Here is a 24,459-nt window from a genome sequence, read left to right as displayed (position 1 = left end):
GACCGCCAGGAGCGGCCGGGGGCCGTCAGCGACGGTCGGGGACCGTCAGAAGCGGAAGAGCGCCCCGCTGCCGTGCCGCATGGCGCACGGGTTGCCGAAGGTGTGCGTGTAGGCCACGCGGCGCCCGTTCCACACCCCGTCCGCCGTGACGGTCATGGGATCCCATTCCTTCGAACAGCGGACCCCGGTGGCCGGCATCGTGATGGTGTCGAACACGGCGTCGGCCGCCCGCAGTTCGGCGCAGGCGGCGGCCGGCGCCGGGTGCGTGCCGCTCGGCCGCGGCGCGCAGACGAGCGTCACCGCGCGCAGCGCCGTACCCTCGTCGGGGTCGTCCCCCGCCGTGATGGCGAGCACGAGCGCGGACGGCGCGTACAGGCTCTCGGTGCCGGAGGGCGCGGCGCCCGCCACCCCCGAGCCGGCCAGCGCCGTGAGCGCGGTGAGCGCCATGGCGGCGGAAGCGAGACCCAGACCCCTTGCGATGGACCGCATTGCGAACACTCCCCAGGTGGTGGTTTCGGATAGCGGACATGAGTCTTGCCCACTTCCTCCATGAACGCCCGCCCCCGGCGTCAATTTCCGTCACCAACCGTGACCGTTCGAGTGCAGGTTGCAGCCGGTCGGGTGGTGCTGACCTGTGCCGCAGCGCGCCGCCGAATCGGCCGGGACTCAACCGGAGGCACCGGGACCGGGCGGGGCGCGGGCGGGGGCGGGTGGACGGGAGCGGGCGGCGTCGGTCGGGGAGCGCATGCGAACGGACGGGAAGCGGGCGGGAACGGACGGGAAGCGGGCGGGTGTTGGTCGCGGCAGGTCAGCGGGGCCGGCCGGCCCGGCGGACCCCTGTCCGGGCCGCCGGGGCTGCGGTACGGTCGGAGCATGTCGAAGCAGGTGACGATCCGGGTCGACGAAGAACTGCACGAGCGGCTGAAGCGGCGTGCGCGGGCCGAGGGCACCACGGTGTCGGCGCTGATCACCGAGGCGGCGCAGTACGCGGTCCGCGACCCCCGCCTCGACGGCGCCACCGAGGTCTTCCGCGCGTTCGTCGCGGAGCAGGCGGGCGCGTTCGACAAGGAGTTCCCCGAGGACGCGCCGAGCGGAACCCGCTGACCGTGGACCTGCTCATCGACATCCGCTGGCTGCTGGAGCGGCAGGCCGAGCTGCTGCCCAAACAGCCCTCGGTGCACGACTTCTCGGCGCTGGCGGCCGCCGTCGGCCGGCACCGCGTCAAGATCACGCAGCTCGGCGCCACCATCGACAACGCCTGGCGCGCGGCCGCGCTGATGCACTCCATCATCCGGCTCCGCCCGCTCCCGGCCCGCAACGCGCTCTTCGGCGCAGCGGTCGCCATCGCCTACATGCACGCCGCCGAGGAGCGGCTCGAAGCGCCGTACGGCCAGCTCGTCATCCTGGCGCGGGACCTCGACGCCGGGCGCGCCGACGCGTACGAAGCGGCCGCCAAGCTCCGCTCCTGGCGGATCTGAAGGGCCTACTGGGTGGCGCTGACGCGCGGGGCGTAGAGGTCCAGCAGGCGGATCCGGGTCTGCTGGAGGCGGTGGGCGAGGACCCGGCCGACCCAGTGGCCCAGGGCCGAGCCGAAGGCCGGGTCGGCGTCCATCTGCATACGGACCGCCTCGGCATCGAATTCGTACGCGCGCACGAGGGTCATCGCCTCCGCGGTGAGCTGGCAGACGTACGGCGGGAACAGCCAGGACCAGCCCACCAGCTCCCCGGGTCCGAGGTTCTCGATGGGCGCCGGGCGGCGCCGGCCGGGCAGCGGAAGCTGCAGCGTCACCGTGCCGGAGCGCACGATCCAGAACGACTCCGCCCGGGCGCCCTCCTCGAAGAGCAGCGCACCCTCACGGACATTGACCTCGCGCGCGAGCGCCATGAGGCGCCGCCGGTGCTCGGTGGACAGGACGGCAGCCATCCGGATGGGGGAAGGTGTGCTCACGACGGCCTCCGATCGATCGAACGAACCCGATCTCCACAGCCCCCCTCACCCCAGTGTCGCCGACGACCGGGCGGACCGTCCCGGTCGGTGCGCCACGTCCTCGCACCGGTTTCCCCGGACCGCTACTCCTCGGGGTTGCCGGCCTCCAGGCAGGCCAGTTCCATCGAATCCAGCACCGCCTCGTGGCTGCGCCCGCTCAGCTCGGCCACGTTCTCTATCTGCGCCGTCGCCCAGGACGCCAGGGTCATCACCAGGACCCGCAGGCCGTCCGTGCCGTGCTCTGCCAGTATCGCGTCGGCCGCCACCAGGGCGCCCTCCGGCACCCGCTCCGGAGGCTCCAGGCCCACCAGTTCCCGCAGCAGCGCCATCGTCCGCCGGGAGATCTCCGGTGTGATCTCCGCCAGTCGCAGGTCCTCTTCCCGGTCCATCCGCCCGCCCTCCCACTCCCGCGCGCCCATCGCCTGCACCGCACGGTAGAGCGCGCGGGGACGCGGCGGAGGGCTTTTCGCGGGGAGCGGGCGCCGCGGGCCGCCGGATGGCTTCCGACGTGGGCAACCGGCCGGTAACTTGTCCTCGCCCTCATCCCACGGCCCCCGGCCCGGACCCCGACAGGTACCCGATGAAGACCTTACCGACCTCCGCGCGCGGACTGCTGCTCGCCGCCGTCGCCCTCGCCCTGGCGGTCCCGCCCGCGGCCGCGGTGCCGGGGCCACCACCGGCCGCACCGGCCGCCGCGACGCCCACGTACGGGGCCGTGGCCGGCGCGAGCGAGGCGAGCGCCGCCTGGACCCCGCCGCTGTCCACCCGGGGCCGCCACATCGTCGACGCCCAGGGCAACCGCTTCCGCCTGCGCTCGGGCAACTGGGACGGCGCCCAGGGCTCCTGGAACGGCTCGGGGGACCCGGCCGACCCGGCCACCCACCACGCCGGCCAGCCCTCGTACGGCATACCGATCGGCCTCGACCGGGCTCCGCTGCCCGCCCTGCTCGCCGACTTCCGCGCGCTCGGCCTCAACAGCATCCGGCTGCCCTACTCCAACGAGATGCTGCGCACCACCGCCCCCGTGCCCGACGCGGCCGTCGCCGCCAACCCCGCGCTGCGCGGCCGGACCCCGCTCCAGGTCTTCGACGCCGTCGTCGAGGCGCTCACGGCCGACGGATTCGCCGTCATCCTCAACAACCACACCGTCACCACCCGCTGGTGCTGCGGCCTCGACGGCAACGAGCGCTGGAACAGCAGCGGCCAGTCCACCCGGCAGTGGGCCGACGACTGGGTGGCCATCGCCCGCCGCTACCGGTCCAACCCGCGCGTGGTCGGCGCCGACCTCTACAACGAGGTGCGCCGCGACGTCTGGAACGACCCCAACTGGGGCCTGGGCGACAACCACGACTGGCACGCCGCCGCGCAGGAGGCCGCCGACCGCATCCTCACCGAGGCCAATCCCGACCTCCTGGTGATCGTCGAGGGCATCAACTGGACCGGCCTGCCCATCGACGGCTTCCCGCACGGCCGCCCCACCCTCACCCCGGCCCGTACCCTCTCCCACACCCTCGTCGTCTCCGACAAGCTGGTCTACTCGGCCCACTTCTACGGCTACACCGGACCGAACCACAGCGGTGCGACCGGCATGGGCGAGACCCACGACCCCCGATACCAGGACCTCTCGCGCGAGCAGCTCCACCAAGTCCTGCGCGACCAGGCGTTCTTCGTCTCCGCGGAGACCGGGGCGCACTTCACCGCGCCCGTCTGGGTCAGCGAGTTCGGCATCGGCGCCGACGAGCAGGGCGCGGCGCCCCGCGCCTGGTTCCGCAACCTCACCGACTACCTGACCAGCGCCGACGCCGACTTCGCGTACTGGCCGCTGGTCGGCTGGAGCGGCGGACCGGGCGGCTCCGGGGGCGACACGTGGGCGCTGCTGCGGTACGACACCGCCGGCCGCCGCTCCGGAGCCCTGGACGCGGGGGACTGGCGTACGCCGGCCTGGAACGCCCTGGTCACCACTCCCGGCCGCACCGGGCAGGTCCCGGCCACGCCCTCCTGGTACCAGCTGACCACCGACCACCGCGACCACGTCGCCTCCCTGCGGACCCGAGCCGGCGGCGACTGGGACAACGGCGCGCGCAAGGCCGTCTGCCCGGACGGCTCCCGGCTCGCGGGGCTGAGCCACACCGGCGGCCGCGGCCTGTGCGTCACCTCCGACCTGCGCGCCGCCGACGGCGCACACACGGTCGTCCGGGACGAGTCGTACGTCCCGCCGGGCGGTGACTGGGCGAGCGGCTACACCAAGTTCCAGTGTCCGGCGGGGCAGTTCCTCATCGGCTACAGCGTGCGCGGCGAGCGGGTCTCCGCCGCCCTGTGCGCCCCGGCCCGCACGGCGCTCCCGGGCGGCGGCCGCACGGTCTGGTTCGACCGCGGCGACAACCGCCCGGCGGGCGCGCCGGGGGCCGACTACGCGTACGGGCGCTACAAGGGCCAGTGCCTGCCCACCGAGCACGCGGCGGGCATCGCCTTCACCACACGGGTGGGCTCGCGCCCGTCCCCGGCCGCGCTGCTCTGCCGCGGCTGACGGGCCGGCGGGCCCGGCCCCGTCCCGACGGGGACCGGGCGGGGCCCGCCATCGCCCGCGGCGGGCCGCGTGGCTTGACCCGCCACTGGCAGACCGCACGCGTGATCGGGCCGCTTCCTGCGCCGACCCCGATCCAGAGGCTGGTGCCGACGGGGGATCTACTCGGTGTGCAGCACCGAGGCGATGGTCATCCGGGCCGCCGACCGGGCCGGGACCAGGGCGCCGAGGACGGCGATCGCCACACCCGCCAGGAGCATCGTGGCCAGCTGCGGCGCGTGCCACACGTCCTTCATGTACTCGGGGAAGGCGACCACCCCGACGTTGTCCACGACGAGGCGGTGCGCCACGATCCCGAGCGGGATGCCGAGCAGCCCGCCGACCGCGCCCAGCCCGGCGACCGAGGTCACCGTCATCATCACCACCTGCCGGGGGGTCATCCCGATCGACTTGAGCATGCCGAGGTCCCGGCGCCGCTCGCGCGTGTTCAGCAGGACGGTGTTGAAGACACCGAGCGACGCGACGAGGGTCAGCAGCACCGTGAACACCGTGGAGAAGGTGACGACGGTGGTGGTGCCGGCGTTCGCCGAGTCCGCCACCGACGCGTGCAGGCCCGGGTCGAGCGCCTCGACCGCCTCGGCGTAGGCGCGAGCGTCGGCGCCGGGGGCGAGTCGTACCGTGTACTCGGTGGCATGGGCGCCCGGTGCGAGTTGGGCGAGGGTCTGCCAGGAGGCCTCCAAGGCCCGGGCGTTGCCGTCGATGAGCTGACCCACGACGGTCGCCGAGACCTGCCTGCCGTTCAGCTGCAGGGTGACGCGGTCACCGACCTTCAGCCCGCGCTGGGTCAGGAACGACGGCCCGGCCACGATCTCGCCCGCCGCCGCCGGCGCACGGCCCTTGACGATCACGTGGGCGTACGAGGAATCGTCCCCGCGGTAGAAGTCGGCGAAGACGGGCTGGGTCTGCCCGGTCATGCTCGCCTGGGCCAGCGCGCGGGCCCGCACCCCCGCCGCACCCGGGAGGGAGCGCAGCCGTTCCTCGATCTGCGGGTCACTGAGCCGGGGAGGCGTCCCGTCGTCGCCCGGCCCCCCCGTCCCCACCTGGATCCTGGCACCTCCGTCTTCCCGCCCGACGTTGCCGAACGCCACCATGGTGCTGGTCAGTCCGGTCGACAGGGTCACCGTGGTGACCCCGAGGACGATGGCCGCCATGGTCAGCAGCGTGCGGGCGGGCCGGGCGAACGGCTGGCCGAGGCCCAGACTGACCGGGCGCGGCAGCCGGGTGGCGCCGAGCACCCGCTGGACGCGCAGCCCGCGCCCGGTCCGCGGTGCGCCGCCCGCGCTGATCGCCTGCGCAGCGGGCAGCCGGTGGGCTCGCAGGGCGGGGACCAGCGCGGCCAGCAGGGCGAGGGCGGGCATGCCCACCAGGCAGACCACGGACACCCACGGGCCGATGTCGCCGACCGAGGCCCGGCCCACATCGATGCCGGTGAACGCGACCCTCAGGATCGGCCCGGCCAGCACGTTGCCCAGCAGGGTGCCCAGCACGCAGCCCACCACGGCCGGTACGGAGAGCATGGTCAGGTAGACGGCGACGACCTGGTTCGGGGTGAAGCCCAGGGCCTTGAGCACCCCGATGTGCCGGTACCCGGAGACGACCGCCCCGCTGACCACGTTGCCGACGATCAGGGTGGAGACCAGCAGGCCGAGGATGCCGAAGAGCGTCATGAACGGGAGATAGGAGTCGGCCAGCGCGGAGAATGCCTGTTTGAGGGCGAGGTAGGTCTGCGCGCCGGTCAGCGATTCCTCGGGCAGCCCCACGGTGGCCCCGGCCAGCCCGGCGCTCAGCCGGGCCTCCGTCGAGGAGTCCGTGAAGCGGTAGAGCATCTGGGCGGAGGACGGGTGCAGTGCGGCCATCTGCTCGGGTGAGACCCAGGCGCTCGCCGACTTGCTCATGCTGGCGGCGAATCCGACGACCGTCAGCGTCGGTCCTCCGGGGCTCTCCAGCCTGGTGCCCAGCAGCTCCGGGCCGGGGGAGCCCTGGACGGACCAGTTGACGACGATCTCGCCGGGCGCGGTGGCCCAGTGGCCTTCCAACAGCTCGATCCGGTCCACGGGGCCCGCCGGATCGGCCCGGCCCACCACCGTGAGGGTGCCGCCCGCCGTCCAGAGCCAGTCCTCGGGGATGTCGAGGACGGCCTGCCCGAAGGGCCCGGCCGCGGCCTCCACCCCGGGCTGCCGGGCGGTCCGCGCCAGCTGCTCCTGCGAGACCTTCGTGGTGTCGAAGGTCGCCACCGTATGGGCACCGCGCTGTTCGGCGTACGCCTTCTCGAAGGGGCCCGAGGCGGCGGCCAGCAGCCCCAGCGCGAGCAGGACGGTCGTGGTGGAGCAAAGGACGACGAGCCCGATGACGAAGGTCTGGAGCCGGCGGCGCCTGACGGCCGCGCGTGAGGCTCTCCAAACGGCGCTCACGCGGTCGCCTCCAGCGCGCTTTCGCGGCCGACCCGGCCGTCGGCGACTTCGATCAGCCGGCTGGCGCAGCGGGTGGCCAGCTGCGGGTCATGGGTGACGATCAACAGGGTCTGGCCGATCTGGTTGAGGTCGATCAGCAGGTCCATCACCTGTTCCCCGGAGCGGCTGTCGAGGGCGCCCGTCGGTTCGTCGGCCAGCAGCAGCGCGGGACGGTTCATCAGGGCCCGGGCCACGGCGACCCGTTGCCGCTCGCCGCCGCTGAGCGTCGCCGGATAGCTGTTCCGTCGTTCGGCGACCCCGAGTTCGTCGAGGAGCTCCAGAGCACGGCGGCGCGCCTGCCGGGCCGGGGTGCCGGTCAGCTGCGCGGCCAGCGCCACATTGTCCAGGGCGGGCAGATCGTCGATGAGGTTGAAGAACTGGAAGATCATGCCGACGTGCCGCCGCCGGAACAGCGCCAAGCCGGTCTCGTCCAGTTTCCCGAGGTCATGACCCTGCACCTCGACCGTGCCCGAGGTCGGCCGGTCCAGGCCGGCCACCATGTTGAGCAAGGTGGACTTGCCGCAGCCGGAAGGGCCCATCACGGCGACCGCGTCCCCCGCCCTGATCTCCAGCGACAGGCCGTCCAGCGCCTTCGCGTCGCCGTACTCCTTGTGCACGCCATCCAGCCGCACCACCACGTGCCGGGCACTGCCGTGATCAGTTGTTGTCATGGCCCGAAACCTAGGACGGAGCCCGCGGAGGGGGCGTCACCCCCCGGGTGTATCCGTCCGGGCAGGTCATCCCGGGGATGTACGGAGCTGCATCCGGGGGGTGATGTGGGGCGCGTCGTGCAGCTGCGATGATGATCCGGTGTGGGGATCCGGGACGATCTGGCTGGTCATCGCCCTGGCGGCGGCAGTTGGCGCCGCTGGGTGTTCGTGCGTGGCGGTGGTTCGGGCGCGGCGGCTGCACCAGGCGGCCATCGAGGAGCGCGGCTGGCTGCTGGAGCGGGAGCGCGAGAGCGCGACGCGGACCGCGGTCGACGCCGAGCGGGCCAGGATCGCGGCCGAGCTCCACGACATCGTCAGCCACAACGTGAGCCTCATGGTGGTCCAGGCGGGGGCCGCCCGCGAGGTGCTGGCCACGATGCCCGAGGAGGCCGCGGCGGCGATGAGCGCCGTCGAGACCGCCGGGCGGAACACGATGACCGAGCTGCGGCACCTGCTCGGCCTGCTCGCACCCGCGCAGAACGGCGACGACGAGCCCTACGGTACGGACCTGTCACCGCAGCCGAGCCTGAGCCGGCTCAGCCCGCTGATCGACCGGATCGCCTTTGCCGGCCTGCCCGTGGAGATGCGCATCTCGGGTGAGCCGCGCCCGCTGCCGACCGGGATCGACGTCACCGCCTACCGGATCATCCAGGAGGCCCTGACCAATGCCCTCAAACACGGGGACGGGGCGAAAGCCGAGGTGACGGTGCGATACGCGGACCACTACCTGCGCGTCGAGGTGCTGAACAGCGGACCGAGCGTCCTGTCGGGCAGCCTGCCCGCGCGGAAGGAGCCGGTCCCGGGCCAGGCGGACGGGACGGGACGCGGGCTGCTCGGCCTGCGGGAGCGGGTCACCGTCTACGGCGGCGACCTGGACGCCCGCCGCCGCCTCGGCGGCGGCTACCGCGTCCGCGCCCGGATCCCGCTGGACCGGCCATGACGACGCGCACCGAGCCCGCCCCTCGCGTCGTGATCGCCGACGACCAGGAACTGGTCCGCACCGGCTTCCGCCTGATCCTGACCGCCCGCGGCATCGACGTGGTGGGCGAGGCCGGCGACGGAGCCGAGGCCGTTGCCGCCGTGCGGAGGCTGCGGCCCGACGTCGTACTGATGGACATCCGGATGCCCGCCATGGACGGCCTGGAAGCCGCCCGCCGCATACTCGCGCAGGCCCCGGGCTGCCGGGTGATCATGCTGACCACCTTCGACCTCGACCAATACGTCTACGCCGCCCTCGCCGCCGGAGCCAGCGGATTCCTGCTCAAGGACGTCACCCCCGCGCATCTGGCCGCTGCCGTACGCCTGGTCGACACCGGTGACGCCCTGCTCGCACCCTCGATCACCCGCCGCCTGGTGGAGCGCTTCACCTCTGGCGCCCCCAGAACCGGTTCGGGCCTCGCAACCCCGGCCGTCCACCGAGACCTGGCCGCGCTGACGCCGCGCGAGCGCGAGGTGCTGACGCTCATGGGCCGGGGTCTTTCCAATACCGAACTGGCACAGGAACTGACGCTCAGTGAGGCGACAGTGAAGACCCACGTGGCCCGGATCTTCGCCAAACTGGCCCTGCGCGACCGGGCCCAGGCCGTCGTCCTCGCCTACGAGACAGGACTCGTCTCACCGGGCGAGTCCCCTGACACCGCCAAGCCGTGGGGGCGGAATTGAGCGTCGCGCGGTGCCCCGAGGCCAAGCGCGCGGTCGGCAGTGGCCACGAGGCTGCGGCGGCGGCTTCGGCGGAGCGCGGATGCGGCACGCCGACCGGCAGTCAGCGTTCACCCGGTCAGCTCGACGAAGTGAGGCGCCCCGCGGGGATCGGGAGGACGACCTGTCCCGCGTCCCGCCCGAGCCCTACGACGGTTCGGCAACCGATGTGTCAAGTGTGATGACCTGATCCCGGTTTGACCCTAAGGTGCGCCAGAACACATCGAGTTGCAGAACCACTGCACTTGCACTGGGGGGTTCATTGAGCAGACCCACACGGAGATCCGTGTCCAGGACTTCGCGCGCGGCCGCCGCCGCGCTCGCCCTGTCGCTGGCCGGGTTCGGCGCGAGCGTCGGCCTCGGCCTCGTACCGCAGGCGGCCGCGGTCACGCCGCCGGTGGCCTTCACCGCCGACGCGCTGGCCACCTGGCAGCCCAACGGCATCGTCTGGGCGCTCGCCGAGGCGGGCGGCACCGTCTTCGCCGGCGGCACCTTCTCCGCCGTACGGCCGCCCGCGGGCACCGGCGGGACCGAGCGGCAGGCGGTCAACTTCGTGGCGCTGGACGCCGCGACCGGCGCACCGACGTCCTGCACGCTGTCCTTCACCGTCGGCAGCGGCACCGCCACCGTCCGCGCGCTGGCCCTCTCGCCCGACAAGCAGACCCTCTACGCGGGCGGCTACTTCGGTGCCGTCAACGGCATGCCGGTCAGCAGCCTCGCCGCCATCGACGTGGCCACCTGCACCCCGAAGGCCTCCTTCCGGCCCGCCTTCGCCGCCACCGTGCGGGCCCTCGCCGTCACCGACGACACCGTCTACGCGGGCGGCGACTTCCTGAGCGTGGCCGGCCAGCCGCGCGGGCGCTTCGCGGCCGTCGCCACCGCCGACGGCGCGCTGCGGCCCTTCCGCGCCGACGCCGACGAACCCGGCCGGGCCGTCGAGGTCACCCCCGACGGCTCGCGCGTCCTGCTCGGCGGCGACTTCTTCACCGTCAACGGCACCAGCAGCCACGCGCTCGCCGTGGTCGACGCGACCAGCGGCGCCCTCGCCAAGGCCTACCCGGGCTTCATCGAGACGAACTCGGTCGTCAAGGACATCGCCACCGACGCCACCGGCTTCTACACCGCCAACGAGGGCACCGGCGGAGGCGTCTTCGACGGCCGGATCGCGCTCGACCTGGCCGGCCTGGGCCAGCGCTGGCGCGACACCTGCCTGGGCGCGACCCAGGCCGTCCTGCCGCACCAGAACGTGCTCTACAGCGCCTCGCACGCGCACGACTGCTCCAGTGTCGGCGAGTTCCCCGACGGCCAGCGCCACCACCTGCTGGCCCAGCCCACCAGCGGCACCGGAAAGCTCGGATGGGCCCCGGACACCAACGACGGCGTCGGCGAGGGCATCGGCCCGCGCGTGATGGCGGTCGGCGCCAAGGCCGGGGTGCAGTACCTGTGGGTGGGCGGCGAGTTCACCACCGTCAACGGCGCCGCCCAGCAGAGCCTGACCCGGTTCGCCTCCACCGGCGACACCGGCGCGCCGACCGTCCCGCTCGCCGGGGCCGTCAGCGTCACGCCCGGCCAGGTGCAGGTCCGCTGGCGCACCAGCCTCGACCTGGACGACAGCACGCTGACGTACCGGATCTACCGCAACGGCGCGGCCACCCCCGTCGCCACCGTCAACGCCGACTCGCTGTTCTTCAAGCGCCCGCAGGCCTCCTGGACGGACACCCAGGTCACGCCCGGCCAGACCTACTCCTACCGGGTCACGGCCACGGACGCGGCGGGCAACACCAGCGCCCTGTCGGCGACGGCGACGGTGACCGTGCCGCTCTCGCCCGAGGCCTATCCGGCCCAGGTGCGGGCCGACGGCGCCCAGCTGTACTGGCGCTACGACGAGTCGGCCCTGCCGTACGTCGCCGACTCCTCCGACGGCAACGCGAGCGGCGTGCACTTCAACGGCCCGGCGCTGCGCCAGACGCCCGGCGCGGTGACCGGCGCGAGCACGGCGATCGGCTTCAACGGAACCGACAACCGGGTGTACGCCGACCGCCGTACGACGGTGGGCGGCGCGTACACGATCGAGACCTGGTTCCGGACGGGCACCACCCGCGGCGGCAAGCTGTTCGGGTTCGGCAACAACCAGGAACGCGGCAGCAGCCAGTACGACAAGCACCTCTACATGACCAATGACGGCCGGCTGGTCTTCGGTGTCTACACGGGTGCCACCCGCACCATCACCACCGGGGGCACCGCCCGTTACAACGACAACGCCTGGCATCACGTCGTCGCGACCCAGGGCCCCGGCGGGATGACCCTGTACGTCGACGGGGTCCAGAAGGGCACGCTGAACGTCACCGGGCACGAGAACTACAGCGGCTACTGGCACGCGGGCGGCGACAGCCTCGGCGGCTGGCCCGACCGGCCCGCCTCCGAGCTCTGGTCCGGCCGGCTGGACGAGACGGCCGTCTACCCGACGGTCCTGAGCGCCGCCCAGGTCCAGAACCACTTCAACCTGGCCAAGGCCCCGGCCGACACCGTGCTGGAGGTACCGGCCGCGGCGGACACGTACGCCAACGCGGGCGCGCCGGGCACCAACTACGGCACGTCCAGCTCGCTGGCGGTGCGCGGCAGCTCCTTCTACGCCAGCTACCTGCGCTTCGACCTGCCCGCCGCGCCCGCCGGGACGGTGCTGAAGTCGGCCACGCTCGGCGTGAAGACGAGCACCATGGCCGGCGCGGGCACGGCCGACGCGGTCTCGGTGGTCCCGGTCACCGGGGCGTGGACCGAGGACGGGACGACGTACGCCAACCGCCCGGACGTCGGCGCCCAGGCGCTCGGCGGCTTCGCGGGCGTCCCGGACGGTTCGGCGGTCCACACGACGGGGCTCGCCACGGCTCCCCTCGCGGCGGCGCTGGGTACGTCGTACGACCTGGCGCTGACCAGCGGGGGGACCGACGCCCTGTGGCTGTGGTCGTCGGAGGCCCAGGCGAACGAGGGCACCCCGCGGCTGACGCTGACCTTCGGGGCGCCGTAACCCGGGGTCAGGGTTGAGGGTGGGGCGCATCCGGCGGAGCCGGGTGCGCCCCACCCGCGCGTGCGCTGCGTGCGGTGCGTGGGGTGCGTGGGGTTCCGTGCTCAGGCTGCCGGGCCCTCGCCGTGGTGGACGTGGGCCAGGACCTGCTGGAGCAGGGCGGTGACGTGGTCGTCGTGCAGCTCGTAGACCACGCTGCGGCCCGTGCGGCGGCCGGTGACCAGGCTGAGGTGGCGCAGCAGGCGCAGATGGTTGGAGACCGTCGGCTGGCTCAGGGCGAGGTCCTCGGCGAGATCGCCGACCGAGCAGGGAGAGTGCAGCAGACGGGCCAGGATCCGGATGCGGGCGGGCGAGGCGAGGCCCTGCATCACTTCCGCGACCGCCGTGGCGTCCGGCTCGGACAGGAGTTCCATGGGCGGCAGTCTACAGATGTACATATGTGGATGTGCTGATATGTTGATGTCATGAATGCTATGAACGCAGCGAACGCTGCGAACGCTGCGAACGAGCACGCCGCACACCGCTCCGGATCCGCCCCCGTGTCCGCTGCCACCTGCCCCTCCTGCGCCGCCCTCGCCCCGCCGCCGTCCCGCCGCAGAGCCGTCCGGCAGGTGCAGCTGGCCTCCCGGCCGCCGAACGCCTCCTCGCGGAAGCCCGGGGAGACGGAGCGTGACTCCGGGCACGCGCACGGCTTCCTCGGCGAGCGTGCCGAGCTGTCCGCCGCCCTGCTGGCGCTCACCGGCTACCTCACCGGACTGGTCCTGGAACTCACCGGCCGCGGCGGGGGGCTCCCCCTCGCGCTGTTCATGAGCGCCTACGTCTTCGGCGGGTTCTTCACCGTCCGCGAGGCCTTCGCCGCCGTCCGCCGGGGCCGTTTCGAGGTCGACTTCCTGATGCTGGTCGCCGCCGCGGGCGCCGCCGCCATCGGCCGGTGGGAGGAGGGCGCGATCCTGCTCGTCCTGTTCAGCCTCGGTCATGCCCTGGAGGGGTACGCCCTCGGGCGCGCCCGGCGCTCCATCGAGGCCCTGGGCGAGCTGGCCCCCCGTACCGCCCTGGTACGGCGCGACGGCGGGGGAGCGGGTGCGGTGACGGTGGAGGTGCCGGTCGAGGAGCTGGTCATCGGCGACACGGTCGTCGTCCGCCCCCACACCCGGATCCCCGCCGACGGCTTCGTCGCCGCCGGGGAGACCAGCGTCGACCAGTCGCCCATCACGGGCGAGAGCGTCCCCGCCGACAAGGGCCCGGTCGCCGACCGGGCGGCAGCCCTCGCAGACCCCGCCGGGGTGGCCGCCGGCCACCGGGTCTTCGCGGGCACGGTCAACGGCGCCGGCACGCTGGACGTCGTCGTCACCCGCCTCGCCCGCGACAACACGCTCGCCCACGTGGTCCGCATGGTGCGGGACGCCGACCGGCGCACCTCACCGACGCAGGCGTTCACCGACCGGTTCCAGAAGATCTTCGTCCCGGCGGTGCTCGCCCTGGTCGCCGTCCTGCTGGGCGTCGGCAGCCTCACCGGCGAGCCGTTCACCGACACCTTCTACCGGGCGATGGCCGTCCTCGTGGCCGCCAGCCCCTGCGCCCTGGCCATCGCCACGCCGGCCGCCGTCCTCAGCGCCGTCGGCCGGGCCGCGCGCGGGGGCGTGCTGGTCAAGGGCGGTGCCCCGCTGGAGGAGTTCGGCCGGCTGACCACCCTCGCCTTCGACAAGACCGGCACGCTCACCGAGGGCCGTCCCCACCTCACCGAGATCGAGCCCGCCAAGGGCGTCGGCCACGACGAACTGCTGCGCACCGCGATCGCCGTCCAGCGCCTGAGCGACCACCCGCTCGCCCAGGCCGTCGTGCGCGACGGCCCCGCCCTGCTCGACCGGCCGGGACCCGAGGCCACGGCGAGCGGCCTGGAGGCCCTGGTCGGGCGGGGCGTCACCGCCGAACTCGACGGGGAGCGCGTCCACATCGGCAGCCTGGCCTACGTCGGCACGCTCGCCGGCCCGCCCGTACCGCAGACGCTGCGCGCCCGTACGGAGGAGCTCTCCGCGGCCGGCCGCACCACGATGGTCGTCCGGCGCGGCGACCGCCACCTCGGCACGCTCGCCCTGATGGACGCACCGCGTCCGGAGGCCGCCGGCACGGTGGCGGAACTGCGGCGGCTCGGCATCACGCGCATGGTGATGCTCTCCGGCGACGACCCGCGGGTGGCCGACGCCGTGGGCCGCGAGGTCGGCATGGACGAGGTCCACGGCGGCCTGCTGCCCGAGGACAAGGTCGCCGAGGTGGCCCGGCTGCGCGCCGGCTCCCGTACGGCGATGATCGGCGACGGGGTCAACGACGCGCCCGCGATGGCCGGGGCCACGGTGGGCGTCGCGATGGGCGCCGCCGGGTCGGCGGTCGCGCTGGAGACCGCGGACATCGCGCTGATGTCCGACGACCTGCGCCGCCTGCCGTTCATCACGGGTCTGAGCCGCCGGGCGAGCCGGATCATCCGGCAGAACCTGTGGCTGAGCCTCGGCATCGTGGCGGTGCTGGTCCCGGCCACCGCCCTGGGCCTGGGCATCGGCCCGGCGGTCCTCGTGCACGAGGGCTCCACCCTGCTCGTGGTGGCCAACGCCCTGCGGCTGCTGCGCCACCCCGACTGAGCGCGCGGCCCGGGACCGCGCCGGCGCACGCGGCCCCTCATCGGCCCGGCACGGGCGGGGGCGCGGGCGCGGGCGACCGTCAGCCGTCAGGGTGCCGTGGGGGCCAGGACCGTGGGTCGTGCGGCGCCCGTCACTCCTCGCCCCTCACTCCTCGCCCGTCACGCGGGCGCGTTCGCGGGCCAGGAGCGCGCCGAGCGGTGTGTCGCGCCAGCCGGCCGTGGGCACCGTGGGCGCCGGGAAGTGCGGGCCCAGGCCGTTGTCGAGGACGCGGACGGCCTGGTCCAGCGACGCCAGGGCCGCCTCCGGGTCGCCCGCCCGCCGCTGGAGCCGGGCCAGTGCGGCCAGGGCCGCGCCGCGGTCCCACGGCTCGTCCAGGAGCGAGGCGTGCAGCCGCTGGGCGCGGGCCGCGTGCCGGTAGGCGCCGAGGTCGTCCAGCCCGGTCGCCAGGAGCCCGAGGAGACGGCCGTCGCGCGGCCCCGCGTCGTCGAGCAGCCGCAGGAAGGCGCCCCGGACCAGCGGGCCGTGCCCCTGCGCGGCGGCCAGGGCGGCCCACGCGAACGCCGACCGGTCCCGCGGCCCCACCGGCCCGGGCCCGTCGGGACGTCCACCGGCGTCCTCCCCGGCGTCGAGCGCGGCAGCCCAGGCACCCACCTCCGCGGCGGTGCCCGGGAAGCCGTGCTCGCCGAGGGCGTCGGAGAGCAGCGGGGACCGCCGCGCGAGCGCCACCAGCCGGGCGTGGTCCGCCGGGCCGCCGAGCACGCCGATCAGGACGGCGGCCATCCGCAGACCGCCGGCCGCACCGAGCTCGCAGTCCCGTTCCAGCACGTCGTGCAGCAGCGGCAGGTCCCCGGCCGCGCGGTCCTGGTTCGCGGCGTGCAGCACGACCGCCCGGCGCGGGCCGTGCGCCAGGACCTCCGCCCGGGCCCCCTCGTCCGCGCGGACCGCCGCGAGGTCCGCGCGGCCGGGTGCGAGGACCCGCTCCCACAGCGTCGGCAGCGCCTCACCGCCCGTGAGCCGGTACACGCCGCCCTCGTCGGCGTTGAGCAGCATGAACTCCGGCTCCGTCCGCAGCCACGTCCGGTGCAGCCGGGCCGCCAGCTCCGCCACGTGCGGCTGCCGCAGGCCGAGCGCGGCCAGCAGCGCCGCGCGGTCCTCGGCGACCGAGCCCTCGTAGTACTCCTGCACCTCCTCGTCCGCCTCCGCGACGTACGCGGCCAGCGCCTCGCCCTCCAGCGTGGCGTCGACGTCCTCCCGCCAGAGCGGGCCCGGCAGTCCGATGAGGTGCTCCAGTGCCTCCTCGACGCTGTCGCCGATCAGGCCGTACCCGCCCTCGGAGTCGGCGTGCAGGACTTCGCCGCCCTCGCAGACGAAGTACGTGCCACCGCCGTCGTCCCCGGCTATCGGCACCAGGGGCGCGCCGGAGGCCAGTTCCACGTCCTCGACGTGGCGGTCGAGGTCGACGTCGAAGCCGAACGGGTACGCGGCAAGGTTGGCGAGGTCCCGGCGGGTGCGCAGCAGTTGGAGGGCGGGATGGTCACGGTGCGTCATGGGGCGACGGTAACAGCGGCCGCCGACAGTGCCCCACGGCCCGGCGGCCGGCACTAGCCTGCTCCCTACGGAAGGGGGGTGACGGATGGGGTGGGTGGAGCGGATGCGGCGGGTCGCCGGTGCCGTCGTCGGGTCGGCGGTGGGTGACGCGCTGGGCGCGCCCTTCGAGTTCGGACCGGCGGGGGCGCTCTCCGCGCGGTTCCCCGCGCCCGGCGGCGGTGGCGAGATGTGCGGGGGCGGCGGCTGGGAGCCGGGCGAGGCCACGGACGACACACAGATGGCCGTCCTCGTGGCCGAGTCGCTGCTGGAGCGGGGCGTGCTGGACCCGCCCGACGTGTTCGCCCGCTTCCGGCGCTGGGCGGCCTCCGCGCCCAAGGACATCGGCCTGCAGACCGAGGACGTCCTGACCAGCGGCATGCCCTGGGACCAGGCGGCCGCGGTGCACTTCCAGGTCAACCGGCGGGCCGCGGGCAACGGTTCGCTGATGCGGGCCACCACCTCGGCGGTGCGCTTCGCCCCGGCCGGCCGTACGGCCACCATGGCGGCCGCCCGTACCCTCGCCGCCCTCACCCACGGCGACCGCGCCGCCTGGGAGGGCACCGCCGTCTTCCACGAACTCGTCCGCGTCACGCTCGCGGACGCCGATCCGCTCGCCGCCCTGCCGGACGTCCTCGACGCCGTCCACCCCGGCCACCGGGCGCGCTACGCCACCGTCCTGGCCCCCCACTGGCACCCCGGCCTCGCGACCGAGTTCAACGGCGCCGTCTGGCCGTGCCTCGGTTCGGCCGTGTGGGCCCTGCGCACCACCGGCAGTTACGAGGACGCCGTGCGCGCCGCCATCGACCTCGGCGGCGACACGGACACCGTCGCCGCGGTCACCGGCGGCCTGGCGGGCGCGTACTACGGCCTGGAGCCATCCCCACCCGCTGGACCGAGCCCCTCCACGTCCCCCTGCCGGGTTCCGGCGGGCGGGTGCTGCGCCTGCCGGAACTCCTGGACCTGGCCCACCGGCTCGCGGACCCGGCCTAGCCCTGAGGTGCCTCTGTAGAGGGCTGCTCGCGGCGTGCCCGGGCACCCGTCCAGAGGGCGTTCGCTACCAGCGCCAGGCCGACGAGAGTCATCAGACATCCGGAAAGGCCGGCCAGCAACGCGATGGACGCCTCCCCATCCGGATCGCCGACGCCACCGGGAGTCGGCTTGATGCTCAGCCAGTTCACCACGATCCGCGCCTGAGCCATCACCAGCACACCGAACGCCAGAAGCAGGGCACCCATGGGGAAGTCGTACGGACGAGCCGGCCTCCGCTTCGACTTATACGTCCGAACGAGCCCACAGACCAGAGAAGGGGGAACCGTGAGCAGCTGGCCGACCAGCACCCCCATCAGCGCGGCAAGACGCACGTGATGGAGGCCCTCGCCCCTGGGGTCGAAGACCAGCGCTCCCAGGCCCCCACAGAGCAGGCCGATCGCCACTGCACGGATCAACGTCATGCCGGACAGGATGGCGCAGGCGCCACCACCTGCGGAACGCGGGGGACAGCGCCCCTCTGCCGCCCGCACCCATGGGCCCCCTCGCCGGACTCCACATCGCCGCCATCTTCATCTCGTCAGCGAGGTGATCCGGAGGAAACGGCCTGGGTCCGTCCGGCCCGTCCGACCCTGGTCCGCCGGACAGCGCCTAACGGGCGTCCGCGCGCAGCCGCCGTTCCCAGCGGATCTCGCCCTCGTGGCGGTGCGCCGTCGGCGCGAGGCCGCACGCCGCGGCGACGGCCGCCGACGCGCGGTGGGCCGGGTGGATATGGGCGATCAGCGTGCCGGGGGAGAGCTCGGGCAGCGCCGCGAGCCAGTCGGTCAGCGCCAGGGCCGCCTCCTTGGCCAGGCCCCGGCCCTGCCAGGGGGTGCCGACGACCCAGGCCACCTCGGCCGTGCCGGCGGTGATCGTGGCCTGGACCGTGCCCACCGGGCGGGACTCCGCGCCCAGCCACAGGACCCAGTTGCACCACGACGCCCCCGGGTCGGGGGAGCCGGCCGCCAGGCGGGCGTAGCGGGCGCGCAGCGGCTCGCCGCCCGTGAACGTGTGGAGCTCCGGGTCGGCCAGGGCCACCGCCATGGCGTCGGCGTGCGCGGCCCGCAGCGGTACGAGGCCGAGCCGGGCGGTGCGCAGCGGCTCGGTCCCGACCACCGGCCGCCGGACCTTCGTGTCGGCGCCCGGGCGGCGTACGCCCTCGACGGACACGCAGATGCCGTACACCCGGTCGTGGCCGGCCCAGCCGTTGACCCGGCCCCGGTTGTTGCTGATCCGCACCCGTCGGCGGGTGGCGTCGACCGCCGACACCAGGTGCAGGTACACCGTGCCGGCGACCCGCGCCAGGACGATGTCCCCGACCTCCAGCCGCGCCGCGTCCACGGGGGCCACGACCACCCGTTGCCGGCTGCGGACCAGCGGAACCATCGAATCGCCCGAGGGCCGGAACTCCACGGTCTCACCGGCGCCGACCCGGGCCGCCCACATGTCCAGCACGCTCATGGGGCCACCCTGCCCGACCGCCGCCCCGCGGCGACAGCGGATTTCAGGGCCGGCGGGGCGGCTCCACCTCCAGGAAGCGGCGCCCGCGCGCACCGCGGTACAGCAGGCACTCCCAGCCCAGCCGGGAGAGGACCTCGGAGCAGGCCGTCAGCCGCTCCTGCTCCGCCGCGGCGGCCCCGCCACCGGGCGGACCGGCCCAGGTCACCCGGACCCGACCCGGCTCCTCGCCGGGCCCGACGACGTACCCGGTGGCCGTGCGCCGGCCCGCCGCGTCCACCGCCGACGGCGGCAGGCCCGCGGCCTCCAGGGCGAGGGCCACCGCGCGCGGCATCCGCGCCGCCTCCCACGGCGCGGGAACCGTCTCGGACGCTCCGGCGTTGACCAGGCGGCGGATCTGCAACAGCCCCTGGTACGCGGTGCGCACCTCGCCCGCCCGCCGGTCGGGCAGCGGCCCCTGACCCGTCGCAGGCTCGAACGCCCCGGCCGCGGCGGTCGGGCCGTGCGGGCCGGTCGGTCCCGGCGTGCCCTGTGTCATCACCCCACCGCCCCTCGTGCGCATCTGAGTACGTCAGGCCCAACGGCCTGAGTACCTCGTCCGATTCCCCGCCGCCCCCCAGCCGCTGCAATGGAGGTATGACGCACACCGAGTCCTCCGCCGCCGGCGCCCGCAGCCCGCGCCTCCAGCACGTCACCACCGCCGGCTCGGCCCTGGCCGTGGCGCTGGTCCCGCTGGTGCTCGGTGTGCTGCTGGCCAAGGCGATGGCGGCGGACCCGCTGACCCCGGTGAACGCCCTGATCGCGGGCGGCGGTCAGCGGGCCCGCATGGCCCCCACCGAACTGCGCCGGCGCGGCGCCGACGCCCTGCGCAGGCTGCGCCGCCCGGCGACCGCGGCGGCGACCGCCACCGCGACCGCGGCGGCCGTCGGCCCGTCCGCGTAGCCTCCGGGCCGACGGCCGTGGCGTTCCGTCAGGCCAGCGGCTCCTGCAGCTCCGTCACCCACTGTCCCCGGTCCGGCGGGCAGGCCAGCGCCAGCTCCCGCGCGTACCCCGTGGACCGGTGCCCGTGGGCGTCGATCCAGCGAGCCAGCGCCTGCGCGGTCGGCAGGACGTCGTCCATCGCGCCCCGGTGCACGACGGTGGCAGCGCGCTCCACCGCCGGCAGCGTGACGATGCGTACCCCTGCGCCGAGGTCCGCGGCGGCGACGTGCGCGGCGACCGGCAGACCGGCGTGCACGACGATCGCACCGTCCTCCGCGTCCCCGTTCTCCGCGTGCCCGGCCCCCGCCGCGCCGTCCGCGTCCTCGTAGTACGCCAGGCCGGGCCCGGTAGGCGTCACGCCCGCCGCGTCCAGGCGGGCGCACAGCTCGTCGTACAGCGGGCCGATGACCGGCCCGATGTCCTGGCCGCGGAAGCTCGCCGCGATACCGGTCAGCTCGGCCAGCCGGACGGCCGGCAGGCTCTTGACGACGATGTCGTAGTCGGACATGGATCCCTCGCTCTCGATGGTCCGGAGCCTCGCCTCGACCCGGGTCAGCCGTTCCGCCGCGGCGGCCATGGCGCTCTCCAGCTCCACTTGCCGCAGCCGCAGCATGCCGCGCAGCTCCGCCGCGCTCACCTGCTCGTCGAGGACCTCCCCGACCTGCTGGAGGCTGAAGCCGAGGTCCTTGAGCGCGATGATGCGGTTGAGCCGGGCGAGTTGCTCGGCCTCGTAGAAGCGGTAGTTGCTGTACGGGTCCACGTGCGCGGGGCGCAGCAGTCCGAGTGCGTCGTAGTGACGCAGCATGCGGACCGACACCCGGCCGTGTTGGGCGAAATCTCCGATGGTGAACATGATGAATCCCAGTCGAGGCCCTGACACAGGGAGAGGGTCAAGCCCGCCCTGTTGCGGTCACGGCCGACCGTACTGCCCGACGCACAGGTCGACGATGGCGGGCGGGACGTTGCCCTCCGCGGCCGCGCACAACGCGTCCATCCCGGGTGCCGGCGGCCGCGCGGGCGCGGCGGGACGGTGATGGGGCCGCGAGGGCGTGGCCTTGCGCGGCGCCCGCCGGGGCTTGGCGGGCTGCGCGGCGCGCTCGTGGCCCTGCGCGTCCGGTGCCGCGGGTGCGGCGCCCGCGGCGGGCGGTGTCCCGGAGTCCTGGGGATCCGACGGCTGCGGGGCGGGCGTGCCCGCGCCGCCGTCCGGCTCCTCGGGCAGCCGGCCGAGGGGCAGCACCGGAGCCCCGGCGGGCGGGCGGGAGCCCTGCGCGGGGCCGGTCGCGTGCGGGCCCACGGACACACAGCCGGCACTCGCGAGGAGTGCGACGAGGGAGAGGGGCAGGGCACGGCGTAACTGCATCCGTCCACCATGCCGTACCCGGCGACGCCCCGTGGGCATCCGGTCACGCTCACGGGTGACGCCACTGCGTCGGGTGCCGCAGTGATTCCGCTCAGGGGTACCGGGGGCCTGCCAACTGCTCCCCGCGGCGGCCGAGTCGGGGCACGCGCGACCGGGACGGAACGGATGGATGGGGTGGTTCGGACATCCGGCTTGACCTGGGTGTTCGTGGAGGGAAAGAGTGCGCCGACGACACGTACGCATGCTTCGTACCCGAAAGACGCCTGCTCATGTTCCCTTCCGTCCGTCCCCCCTGCGCCCCGGCCATGACCGGCCGCAGTGCGGGCGGGGCCCCCGGTGCGGCCGGCGGTCCGGCGTCCGCTGCCGGGGTCGTGCCGGCCGCGGGAGCGGCCGTGGTCCTCGGCGTACGGCGCCGCAGGGCCTGACCGGCCGGGCGGGGGCCGACACCGCACCGCCGCGCCGGCCCCCGCCCTCCTTCCGTTTCCCGCCTGGAGCCCCTCGTGCCCCACTCTCCCGCCGAGCACGGGCCCGTCCCCGAGGACGGCCCGTTCGTACGCCCCTACGTCGGCACGTCCGCCCGTACGTCACCGCCCACGGCGCCGGTCTGGCCCGGACCGGCCCCGGGCGAGCGGGCGCCCGCCGCCGAGGGTGCCGCGGCGGCCGTACCCGTACCCGATTCCGTGCCCGACGCGACCGCGCCGGGGCGGACGCCCGGCGGCGAACGCGGGCACGAGCGGGGTGGTCGCGCGCCGTTCGCCGTGCTCGCCCTGCTGACGGCGGGCGTGCCGGCCCTGCTGATCGGGCTGCTGCTGATGCTCCAGGAGCCCGAGGACCCGCCGGGCCGCTCCGGGCCGCCGCGGTCCGCACCCGTACCGGCGCTGCGGCAGCGCGCGGGCGCGGAGTCCGCCCCGGCCCCCGGTACGCCGACGGCCACGCCGCCGCAGCCGTCGTCGTCGGCCGCCGAGTCGGCAGGCGCCAGCGGCGCCGCGGCCACGCCGTCGGCCTCCGCGGGGGCGGGCTCGCGGCCGCCGAAGGAGACCGCCGCGCCCGGCACCGCCGCACCGCCGTCGGACGGCACCCTGCGGCGCGGTGACCGGGGGCCGCAGGTACGCGCCCTGCAGGAACGTCTCTTCGGCCAGGGCTTCACGTACGTGTCGGCCACCGGCGTCTACGACGAGCAGACCGAGCGCGGCGTGGCCCAGTTGCAGCGCGACCGCAGCCTGACGGGCGACCCGTCCGGTGTCTACGGCCCGCACACCCGGGCGGCGTTCGGCGACGGATAGGGCGGTGAGGACGCCGGTCCGGCGGCCGCGTCGGCAGCGCCGGCCGGGTCCGTCGGCGGGCCGCCGGACCCGCCCCGGTCCGGAGCGGGGATCCCGTTTCGGGAATCGGGTGCTCACTCCATAGGGTGAGCCCATGTCCGACGAGTCCCCCCTGATCCGGAGCATGCGCGCGGCCGTCGCCGGCGCGCCCGAGGATGTCCCGCTGCGGCTCCACCTGGCCGAACTGCTGCTCGCCGCAGGCCGGAACGACGCCGCCGTGACCGAGGCCGCGGTCGCGCTCCAGCACGCGCCCGGCGATTCCCAGGCCCGCGCGCTGATGGCGCGCGCGATGGGACTGCCGGCGCAGGCCCCCGGCCCCGCCGTTGACGCGGGCGGACCCACGGCCCCCGCCGCGCCCGCGACGTCCGCCGGGGTCGGTGCGCCCGCCGAGCCCGGTGCGCCCGCCGAACCCACCGTGCCCGCGACCCCGGCCTCCGCTCCCGACGCGCACGGGACCGCCGAGCACGGGACCGCCGAGCACGGGACGGCCCCGGACGGGACGGCCCCGGACGGGACCGCCTCGGACGGGACCGACGGCCCGCCCGCCCCCACCCGCTTCGACTGGGACGCCGCCGAGCAGGACGTCGGTCACATCGTCGAGCCCCGCTTCGTGTCCTCCACCGACGGCAACGGCAACGGCAACGGCGACGGTGACGGCCGCGACGACGCCGCCGCCCGCGCCGGTCTCGAGGCGCCGCTCAGCGCCGACGGCCGCGGCGAGACCGATGCCGACGCCTGGGACATCGAGACCCCCGGGGACGGCTCCCGCGCCGTACGCCTCGCCGACGTCGGCGGCATGCAGGAGGTCAAGGACCGACTCGAGGCCGCCTTCCTCGCCCCCATGCGCAACCCGGAACTGCGCAAGCTCTACGGCAAGAGCCTGCGCGGCGGCCTGCTCCTCTACGGCCCGCCCGGCTGCGGCAAGACGTTCATCGCCCGCGCCGTCGCCGGCGAACTCGGCGCCAGCTTCATGTCGGTCACCCTCTCCGACATCCTCGACATGTGGATCGGCAACTCCGAGAAGAACATCCACGAGATCTTCCGCGCCGCCCGCCGGAAGGCGCCCTGCGTCGTCTTCCTCGACGAGCTCGACGCCCTCGGCGCCAAGCGCAGCCGTACGCACCACACCGGCCTGCGCAACGTCGTCAACCAGCTGCTCACCGAGCTCGACGGCATCGACAGTGCGCAGGACGAGGGCGTGTTCGTGCTCGCCGCCACCAACGTCCCCTGGGACGTGGACCTCGCGCTGCGCCGCCCCGGCCGCCTCGACCGCACCCTGCTCGTCCTGCCGCCCGACGCCGCGGCCCGCGAGGCGATCCTCCGCTACCACCTGCGCGACCGTCCGATCGAGGCGGTGGACCTCGGCAAGCTGGTCAAGGCGACGGCGGACTTCTCCGGCGCGGACCTGGCGTACGTCTGCGAGGCGGCCGCCGAGACCGCGCTGCTCGACTCCGCCCGCACCGGCACCGTCCGCATGATCAACATGGCGGATCTGCTGGGCGCGGCGAAGCAGGTACGCCCCTCCAGCGAGCCCTGGTTCGCGGCCGCCCGCAACGTGGCGATGTTCGCCAACGACGGCGGCATGTACGACGATCTGCTCGCCTACCTGAAGAAGAAGCGGAAGCTGTGACCGGTCCGACC

At 74.8% G+C, this 24,459-nt stretch carries 22 protein-coding genes and 1 pseudogene; 11 read left to right on the top strand and 12 right to left on the bottom strand.

All coding sequences use genetic code 11. The features are described from left to right. Positions 1 to 45 precede the first annotated feature (45 nt). Positions 46 to 489: an SSI family serine proteinase inhibitor gene (locus ACZ6KO_RS20220; RefSeq protein ID WP_469305363.1), complete on the bottom strand. Its 444-nt coding sequence runs from the start codon at positions 487 to 489 to the stop codon at positions 46 to 48. 384 nt (positions 490 to 873) lie between these two features. Between ACZ6KO_RS20220 and ACZ6KO_RS20215 the strand changes: the two genes are divergently transcribed. Both ACZ6KO_RS20215 and ACZ6KO_RS20210 read left to right on the top strand, forming a co-directional pair. Continuing rightward, positions 874 to 1,104, top strand: coding sequence for a YlcI/YnfO family protein (locus ACZ6KO_RS20215; protein WP_469305362.1), 231 nt, complete (start codon positions 874 to 876; stop codon positions 1,102 to 1,104). Between the two features lie 2 nt (positions 1,105 to 1,106). Further along, entirely contained in the window at positions 1,107 to 1,478 is a 372-nt protein-coding gene (locus ACZ6KO_RS20210; RefSeq protein WP_469305361.1) for a toxin Doc, read from the top strand. A gap of 5 nt (positions 1,479 to 1,483) precedes the next feature. Here ACZ6KO_RS20210 and ACZ6KO_RS20205 read toward each other — a convergent pair whose 3' ends face one another. Further along, a complete protein-coding gene (locus ACZ6KO_RS20205) occupies positions 1,484 to 1,948 on the bottom strand; it encodes a cyclic nucleotide-binding domain-containing protein (RefSeq protein ID WP_469305360.1) in 465 nt (154 codons plus the stop codon). Between the two features lie 122 nt (positions 1,949 to 2,070). Further along, positions 2,071 to 2,406: a hypothetical protein gene (locus tag ACZ6KO_RS20200; protein WP_469305359.1), complete on the bottom strand. Its 336-nt coding sequence runs from the start codon at positions 2,404 to 2,406 to the stop codon at positions 2,071 to 2,073. Between the two features lie 161 nt (positions 2,407 to 2,567). Between ACZ6KO_RS20200 and ACZ6KO_RS20195 the strand changes: the two genes are divergently transcribed. Continuing rightward, positions 2,568 to 4,514, top strand: coding sequence for a glycoside hydrolase family 5 protein (locus ACZ6KO_RS20195; protein WP_469305358.1), 1,947 nt, complete (start codon positions 2,568 to 2,570; stop codon positions 4,512 to 4,514). A 158-nt stretch (positions 4,515 to 4,672) separates the two neighbouring features. On the opposite strand, the gene ACZ6KO_RS20190 is transcribed toward ACZ6KO_RS20195, so the two are convergent. Together ACZ6KO_RS20190 and ACZ6KO_RS20185 are read right to left on the bottom strand one after the other, a co-directional pair. After that, on the bottom strand, positions 4,673 to 6,982 hold the full coding sequence (locus tag ACZ6KO_RS20190) for an ABC transporter permease (protein ID WP_469305357.1): 2,310 nt from the start codon (positions 6,980 to 6,982) through the stop codon (positions 4,673 to 4,675). Then, positions 6,979 to 7,692, bottom strand: a complete 714-nt coding sequence (locus ACZ6KO_RS20185) for an ABC transporter ATP-binding protein (protein ID WP_469305356.1) — start codon at positions 7,690 to 7,692, stop codon at positions 6,979 to 6,981. Before ACZ6KO_RS20185 ends, ACZ6KO_RS20190 begins: the two co-directional genes overlap by 4 nt. Positions 7,693 to 7,903: 211 nt before the next feature. Between ACZ6KO_RS20185 and ACZ6KO_RS20180 the strand changes: the two genes are divergently transcribed. From ACZ6KO_RS20180 to ACZ6KO_RS20170, 3 genes are all read left to right on the top strand, one after another. After that, positions 7,904 to 8,671, top strand: coding sequence for a sensor histidine kinase (locus tag ACZ6KO_RS20180; RefSeq protein ID WP_469305355.1), 768 nt, complete (start codon positions 7,904 to 7,906; stop codon positions 8,669 to 8,671). After that, the gene (locus ACZ6KO_RS20175) at positions 8,668 to 9,393 is read left to right on the top strand and encodes a response regulator (protein ID WP_469305354.1); all 726 of its coding nucleotides are present in this window, start codon (positions 8,668 to 8,670) and stop codon (positions 9,391 to 9,393) included. Before ACZ6KO_RS20180 ends, ACZ6KO_RS20175 begins: the two co-directional genes overlap by 4 nt. Positions 9,394 to 9,715: 322 nt before the next feature. Further along, positions 9,716 to 12,454, top strand: coding sequence for a LamG-like jellyroll fold domain-containing protein (locus ACZ6KO_RS20170; protein ID WP_469305353.1), 2,739 nt, complete (start codon positions 9,716 to 9,718; stop codon positions 12,452 to 12,454). A 101-nt stretch (positions 12,455 to 12,555) separates the two neighbouring features. On the opposite strand, the gene ACZ6KO_RS20165 is transcribed toward ACZ6KO_RS20170, so the two are convergent. Next, the gene (locus ACZ6KO_RS20165; RefSeq protein ID WP_469305352.1) at positions 12,556 to 12,864 is read right to left on the bottom strand and encodes an ArsR/SmtB family transcription factor; all 309 of its coding nucleotides are present in this window, start codon (positions 12,862 to 12,864) and stop codon (positions 12,556 to 12,558) included. A gap of 60 nt (positions 12,865 to 12,924) precedes the next feature. Here ACZ6KO_RS20165 and ACZ6KO_RS20160 point away from each other — a divergent pair, with 60 nt between their 5' ends. Continuing rightward, complete coding sequence (locus ACZ6KO_RS20160; protein ID WP_469305351.1) at positions 12,925 to 15,084, top strand: heavy metal translocating P-type ATPase; 2,160 nt, start codon at positions 12,925 to 12,927, stop codon at positions 15,082 to 15,084. Between the two features lie 144 nt (positions 15,085 to 15,228). On the opposite strand, the gene ACZ6KO_RS20155 is transcribed toward ACZ6KO_RS20160, so the two are convergent. Next, positions 15,229 to 16,632: a hypothetical protein gene (locus ACZ6KO_RS20155; protein WP_469305350.1), complete on the bottom strand. Its 1,404-nt coding sequence runs from the start codon at positions 16,630 to 16,632 to the stop codon at positions 15,229 to 15,231. 94 nt (positions 16,633 to 16,726) lie between these two features. Here ACZ6KO_RS20155 and ACZ6KO_RS20150 point away from each other — a divergent pair. Next, a pseudogene (locus ACZ6KO_RS20150) lies at positions 16,727 to 17,661 on the top strand (ADP-ribosylglycohydrolase family protein). Here ACZ6KO_RS20150 and ACZ6KO_RS20145 read toward each other — a convergent pair. The 3 genes from ACZ6KO_RS20145 to ACZ6KO_RS20135 form a co-directional block, all read right to left on the bottom strand. Next, complete coding sequence (locus ACZ6KO_RS20145; protein WP_469305349.1) at positions 17,658 to 18,122, bottom strand: hypothetical protein; 465 nt, start codon at positions 18,120 to 18,122, stop codon at positions 17,658 to 17,660. The pseudogene ACZ6KO_RS20150 and the gene ACZ6KO_RS20145 sit on opposite strands and share 4 nt — an antisense overlap. A 187-nt stretch (positions 18,123 to 18,309) precedes the next feature. Next, the gene (locus ACZ6KO_RS20140; RefSeq protein WP_469305712.1) at positions 18,310 to 18,813 is read right to left on the bottom strand and encodes a GNAT family N-acetyltransferase; all 504 of its coding nucleotides are present in this window, start codon (positions 18,811 to 18,813) and stop codon (positions 18,310 to 18,312) included. Positions 18,814 to 19,201: 388 nt separating this feature from the next. Next, positions 19,202 to 19,693 (bottom strand): hypothetical protein, encoded by a 492-nt coding sequence (locus ACZ6KO_RS20135; protein ID WP_469305348.1) that lies wholly within the window; start codon positions 19,691 to 19,693, stop codon positions 19,202 to 19,204. Between the two features lie 98 nt (positions 19,694 to 19,791). On the opposite strand from ACZ6KO_RS20135, the gene ACZ6KO_RS20130 reads away from it, so the two are divergent. After that, complete coding sequence (locus tag ACZ6KO_RS20130) at positions 19,792 to 20,097, top strand: hypothetical protein (RefSeq protein WP_469305347.1); 306 nt, start codon at positions 19,792 to 19,794, stop codon at positions 20,095 to 20,097. A 28-nt stretch (positions 20,098 to 20,125) separates the two neighbouring features. On the opposite strand, the gene ACZ6KO_RS20125 is transcribed toward ACZ6KO_RS20130, so the two are convergent. Further along, positions 20,126 to 20,989, bottom strand: a complete 864-nt coding sequence (locus ACZ6KO_RS20125; protein WP_469305346.1) for a MerR family transcriptional regulator — start codon at positions 20,987 to 20,989, stop codon at positions 20,126 to 20,128. Between the two features lie 57 nt (positions 20,990 to 21,046). After that, positions 21,047 to 21,496 (bottom strand): hypothetical protein, encoded by a 450-nt coding sequence (locus tag ACZ6KO_RS20120; protein ID WP_469305345.1) that lies wholly within the window; start codon positions 21,494 to 21,496, stop codon positions 21,047 to 21,049. Positions 21,497 to 21,996: 500 nt separating this feature from the next. On the opposite strand from ACZ6KO_RS20120, the gene ACZ6KO_RS20115 reads away from it, so the two are divergent. Together ACZ6KO_RS20115 and ACZ6KO_RS20110 are read left to right on the top strand one after the other, a co-directional pair. After that, entirely contained in the window at positions 21,997 to 22,779 is a 783-nt protein-coding gene (locus ACZ6KO_RS20115) for a peptidoglycan-binding domain-containing protein (protein WP_469305344.1), read from the top strand. A 133-nt stretch (positions 22,780 to 22,912) separates the two neighbouring features. Continuing rightward, positions 22,913 to 24,448: an ATP-binding protein gene (locus ACZ6KO_RS20110; protein ID WP_469305343.1), complete on the top strand. Its 1,536-nt coding sequence runs from the start codon at positions 22,913 to 22,915 to the stop codon at positions 24,446 to 24,448. The last annotated feature ends 11 nt before the right edge of the window (positions 24,449 to 24,459 follow it).

The organism is Streptomyces sp. NPDC042102 (assembly GCF_055582305.1).
This window is presented reverse-complemented; position numbering and strand designations above follow the sequence as displayed.

What these genes read in the sequence shown, in the direction of transcription:
- ACZ6KO_RS20220 (WP_469305363.1), bottom strand. Translation starts at nt 489, where the DNA reads ATGCGGTCCATCGCAAGGGGTCTGGGTCTCGCTTCCGCCGCCATGGCG.
- ACZ6KO_RS20215 (WP_469305362.1), top strand. Translation starts at nt 874, where the DNA reads ATGTCGAAGCAGGTGACGATCCGGGTCGACGAAGAACTGCACGAGCGG.
- ACZ6KO_RS20200 (WP_469305359.1), bottom strand. Translation starts at nt 2,406, where the DNA reads ATGGGCGCGCGGGAGTGGGAGGGCGGGCGGATGGACCGGGAAGAGGAC.
- ACZ6KO_RS20195 (WP_469305358.1), top strand. Translation starts at nt 2,568, where the DNA reads ATGAAGACCTTACCGACCTCCGCGCGCGGACTGCTGCTCGCCGCCGTC.
- ACZ6KO_RS20185 (WP_469305356.1), bottom strand. Translation starts at nt 7,692, where the DNA reads ATGACAACAACTGATCACGGCAGTGCCCGGCACGTGGTGGTGCGGCTG.
- ACZ6KO_RS20175 (WP_469305354.1), top strand. Translation starts at nt 8,668, where the DNA reads ATGACGACGCGCACCGAGCCCGCCCCTCGCGTCGTGATCGCCGACGAC.
- ACZ6KO_RS20165 (WP_469305352.1), bottom strand. Translation starts at nt 12,864, where the DNA reads ATGGAACTCCTGTCCGAGCCGGACGCCACGGCGGTCGCGGAAGTGATG.
- ACZ6KO_RS20160 (WP_469305351.1), top strand. Translation starts at nt 12,925, where the DNA reads ATGAACGCAGCGAACGCTGCGAACGCTGCGAACGAGCACGCCGCACAC.
- ACZ6KO_RS20155 (WP_469305350.1), bottom strand. Translation starts at nt 16,632, where the DNA reads ATGACGCACCGTGACCATCCCGCCCTCCAACTGCTGCGCACCCGCCGG.
- ACZ6KO_RS20145 (WP_469305349.1), bottom strand. Translation starts at nt 18,122, where the DNA reads ATGACGTTGATCCGTGCAGTGGCGATCGGCCTGCTCTGTGGGGGCCTG.
- ACZ6KO_RS20135 (WP_469305348.1), bottom strand. Translation starts at nt 19,693, where the DNA reads ATGACACAGGGCACGCCGGGACCGACCGGCCCGCACGGCCCGACCGCC.
- ACZ6KO_RS20130 (WP_469305347.1), top strand. Translation starts at nt 19,792, where the DNA reads ATGACGCACACCGAGTCCTCCGCCGCCGGCGCCCGCAGCCCGCGCCTC.
- ACZ6KO_RS20125 (WP_469305346.1), bottom strand. Translation starts at nt 20,989, where the DNA reads ATGTTCACCATCGGAGATTTCGCCCAACACGGCCGGGTGTCGGTCCGC.
- ACZ6KO_RS20120 (WP_469305345.1), bottom strand. Translation starts at nt 21,496, where the DNA reads ATGCAGTTACGCCGTGCCCTGCCCCTCTCCCTCGTCGCACTCCTCGCG.
- ACZ6KO_RS20110 (WP_469305343.1), top strand. Translation starts at nt 22,913, where the DNA reads ATGTCCGACGAGTCCCCCCTGATCCGGAGCATGCGCGCGGCCGTCGCC.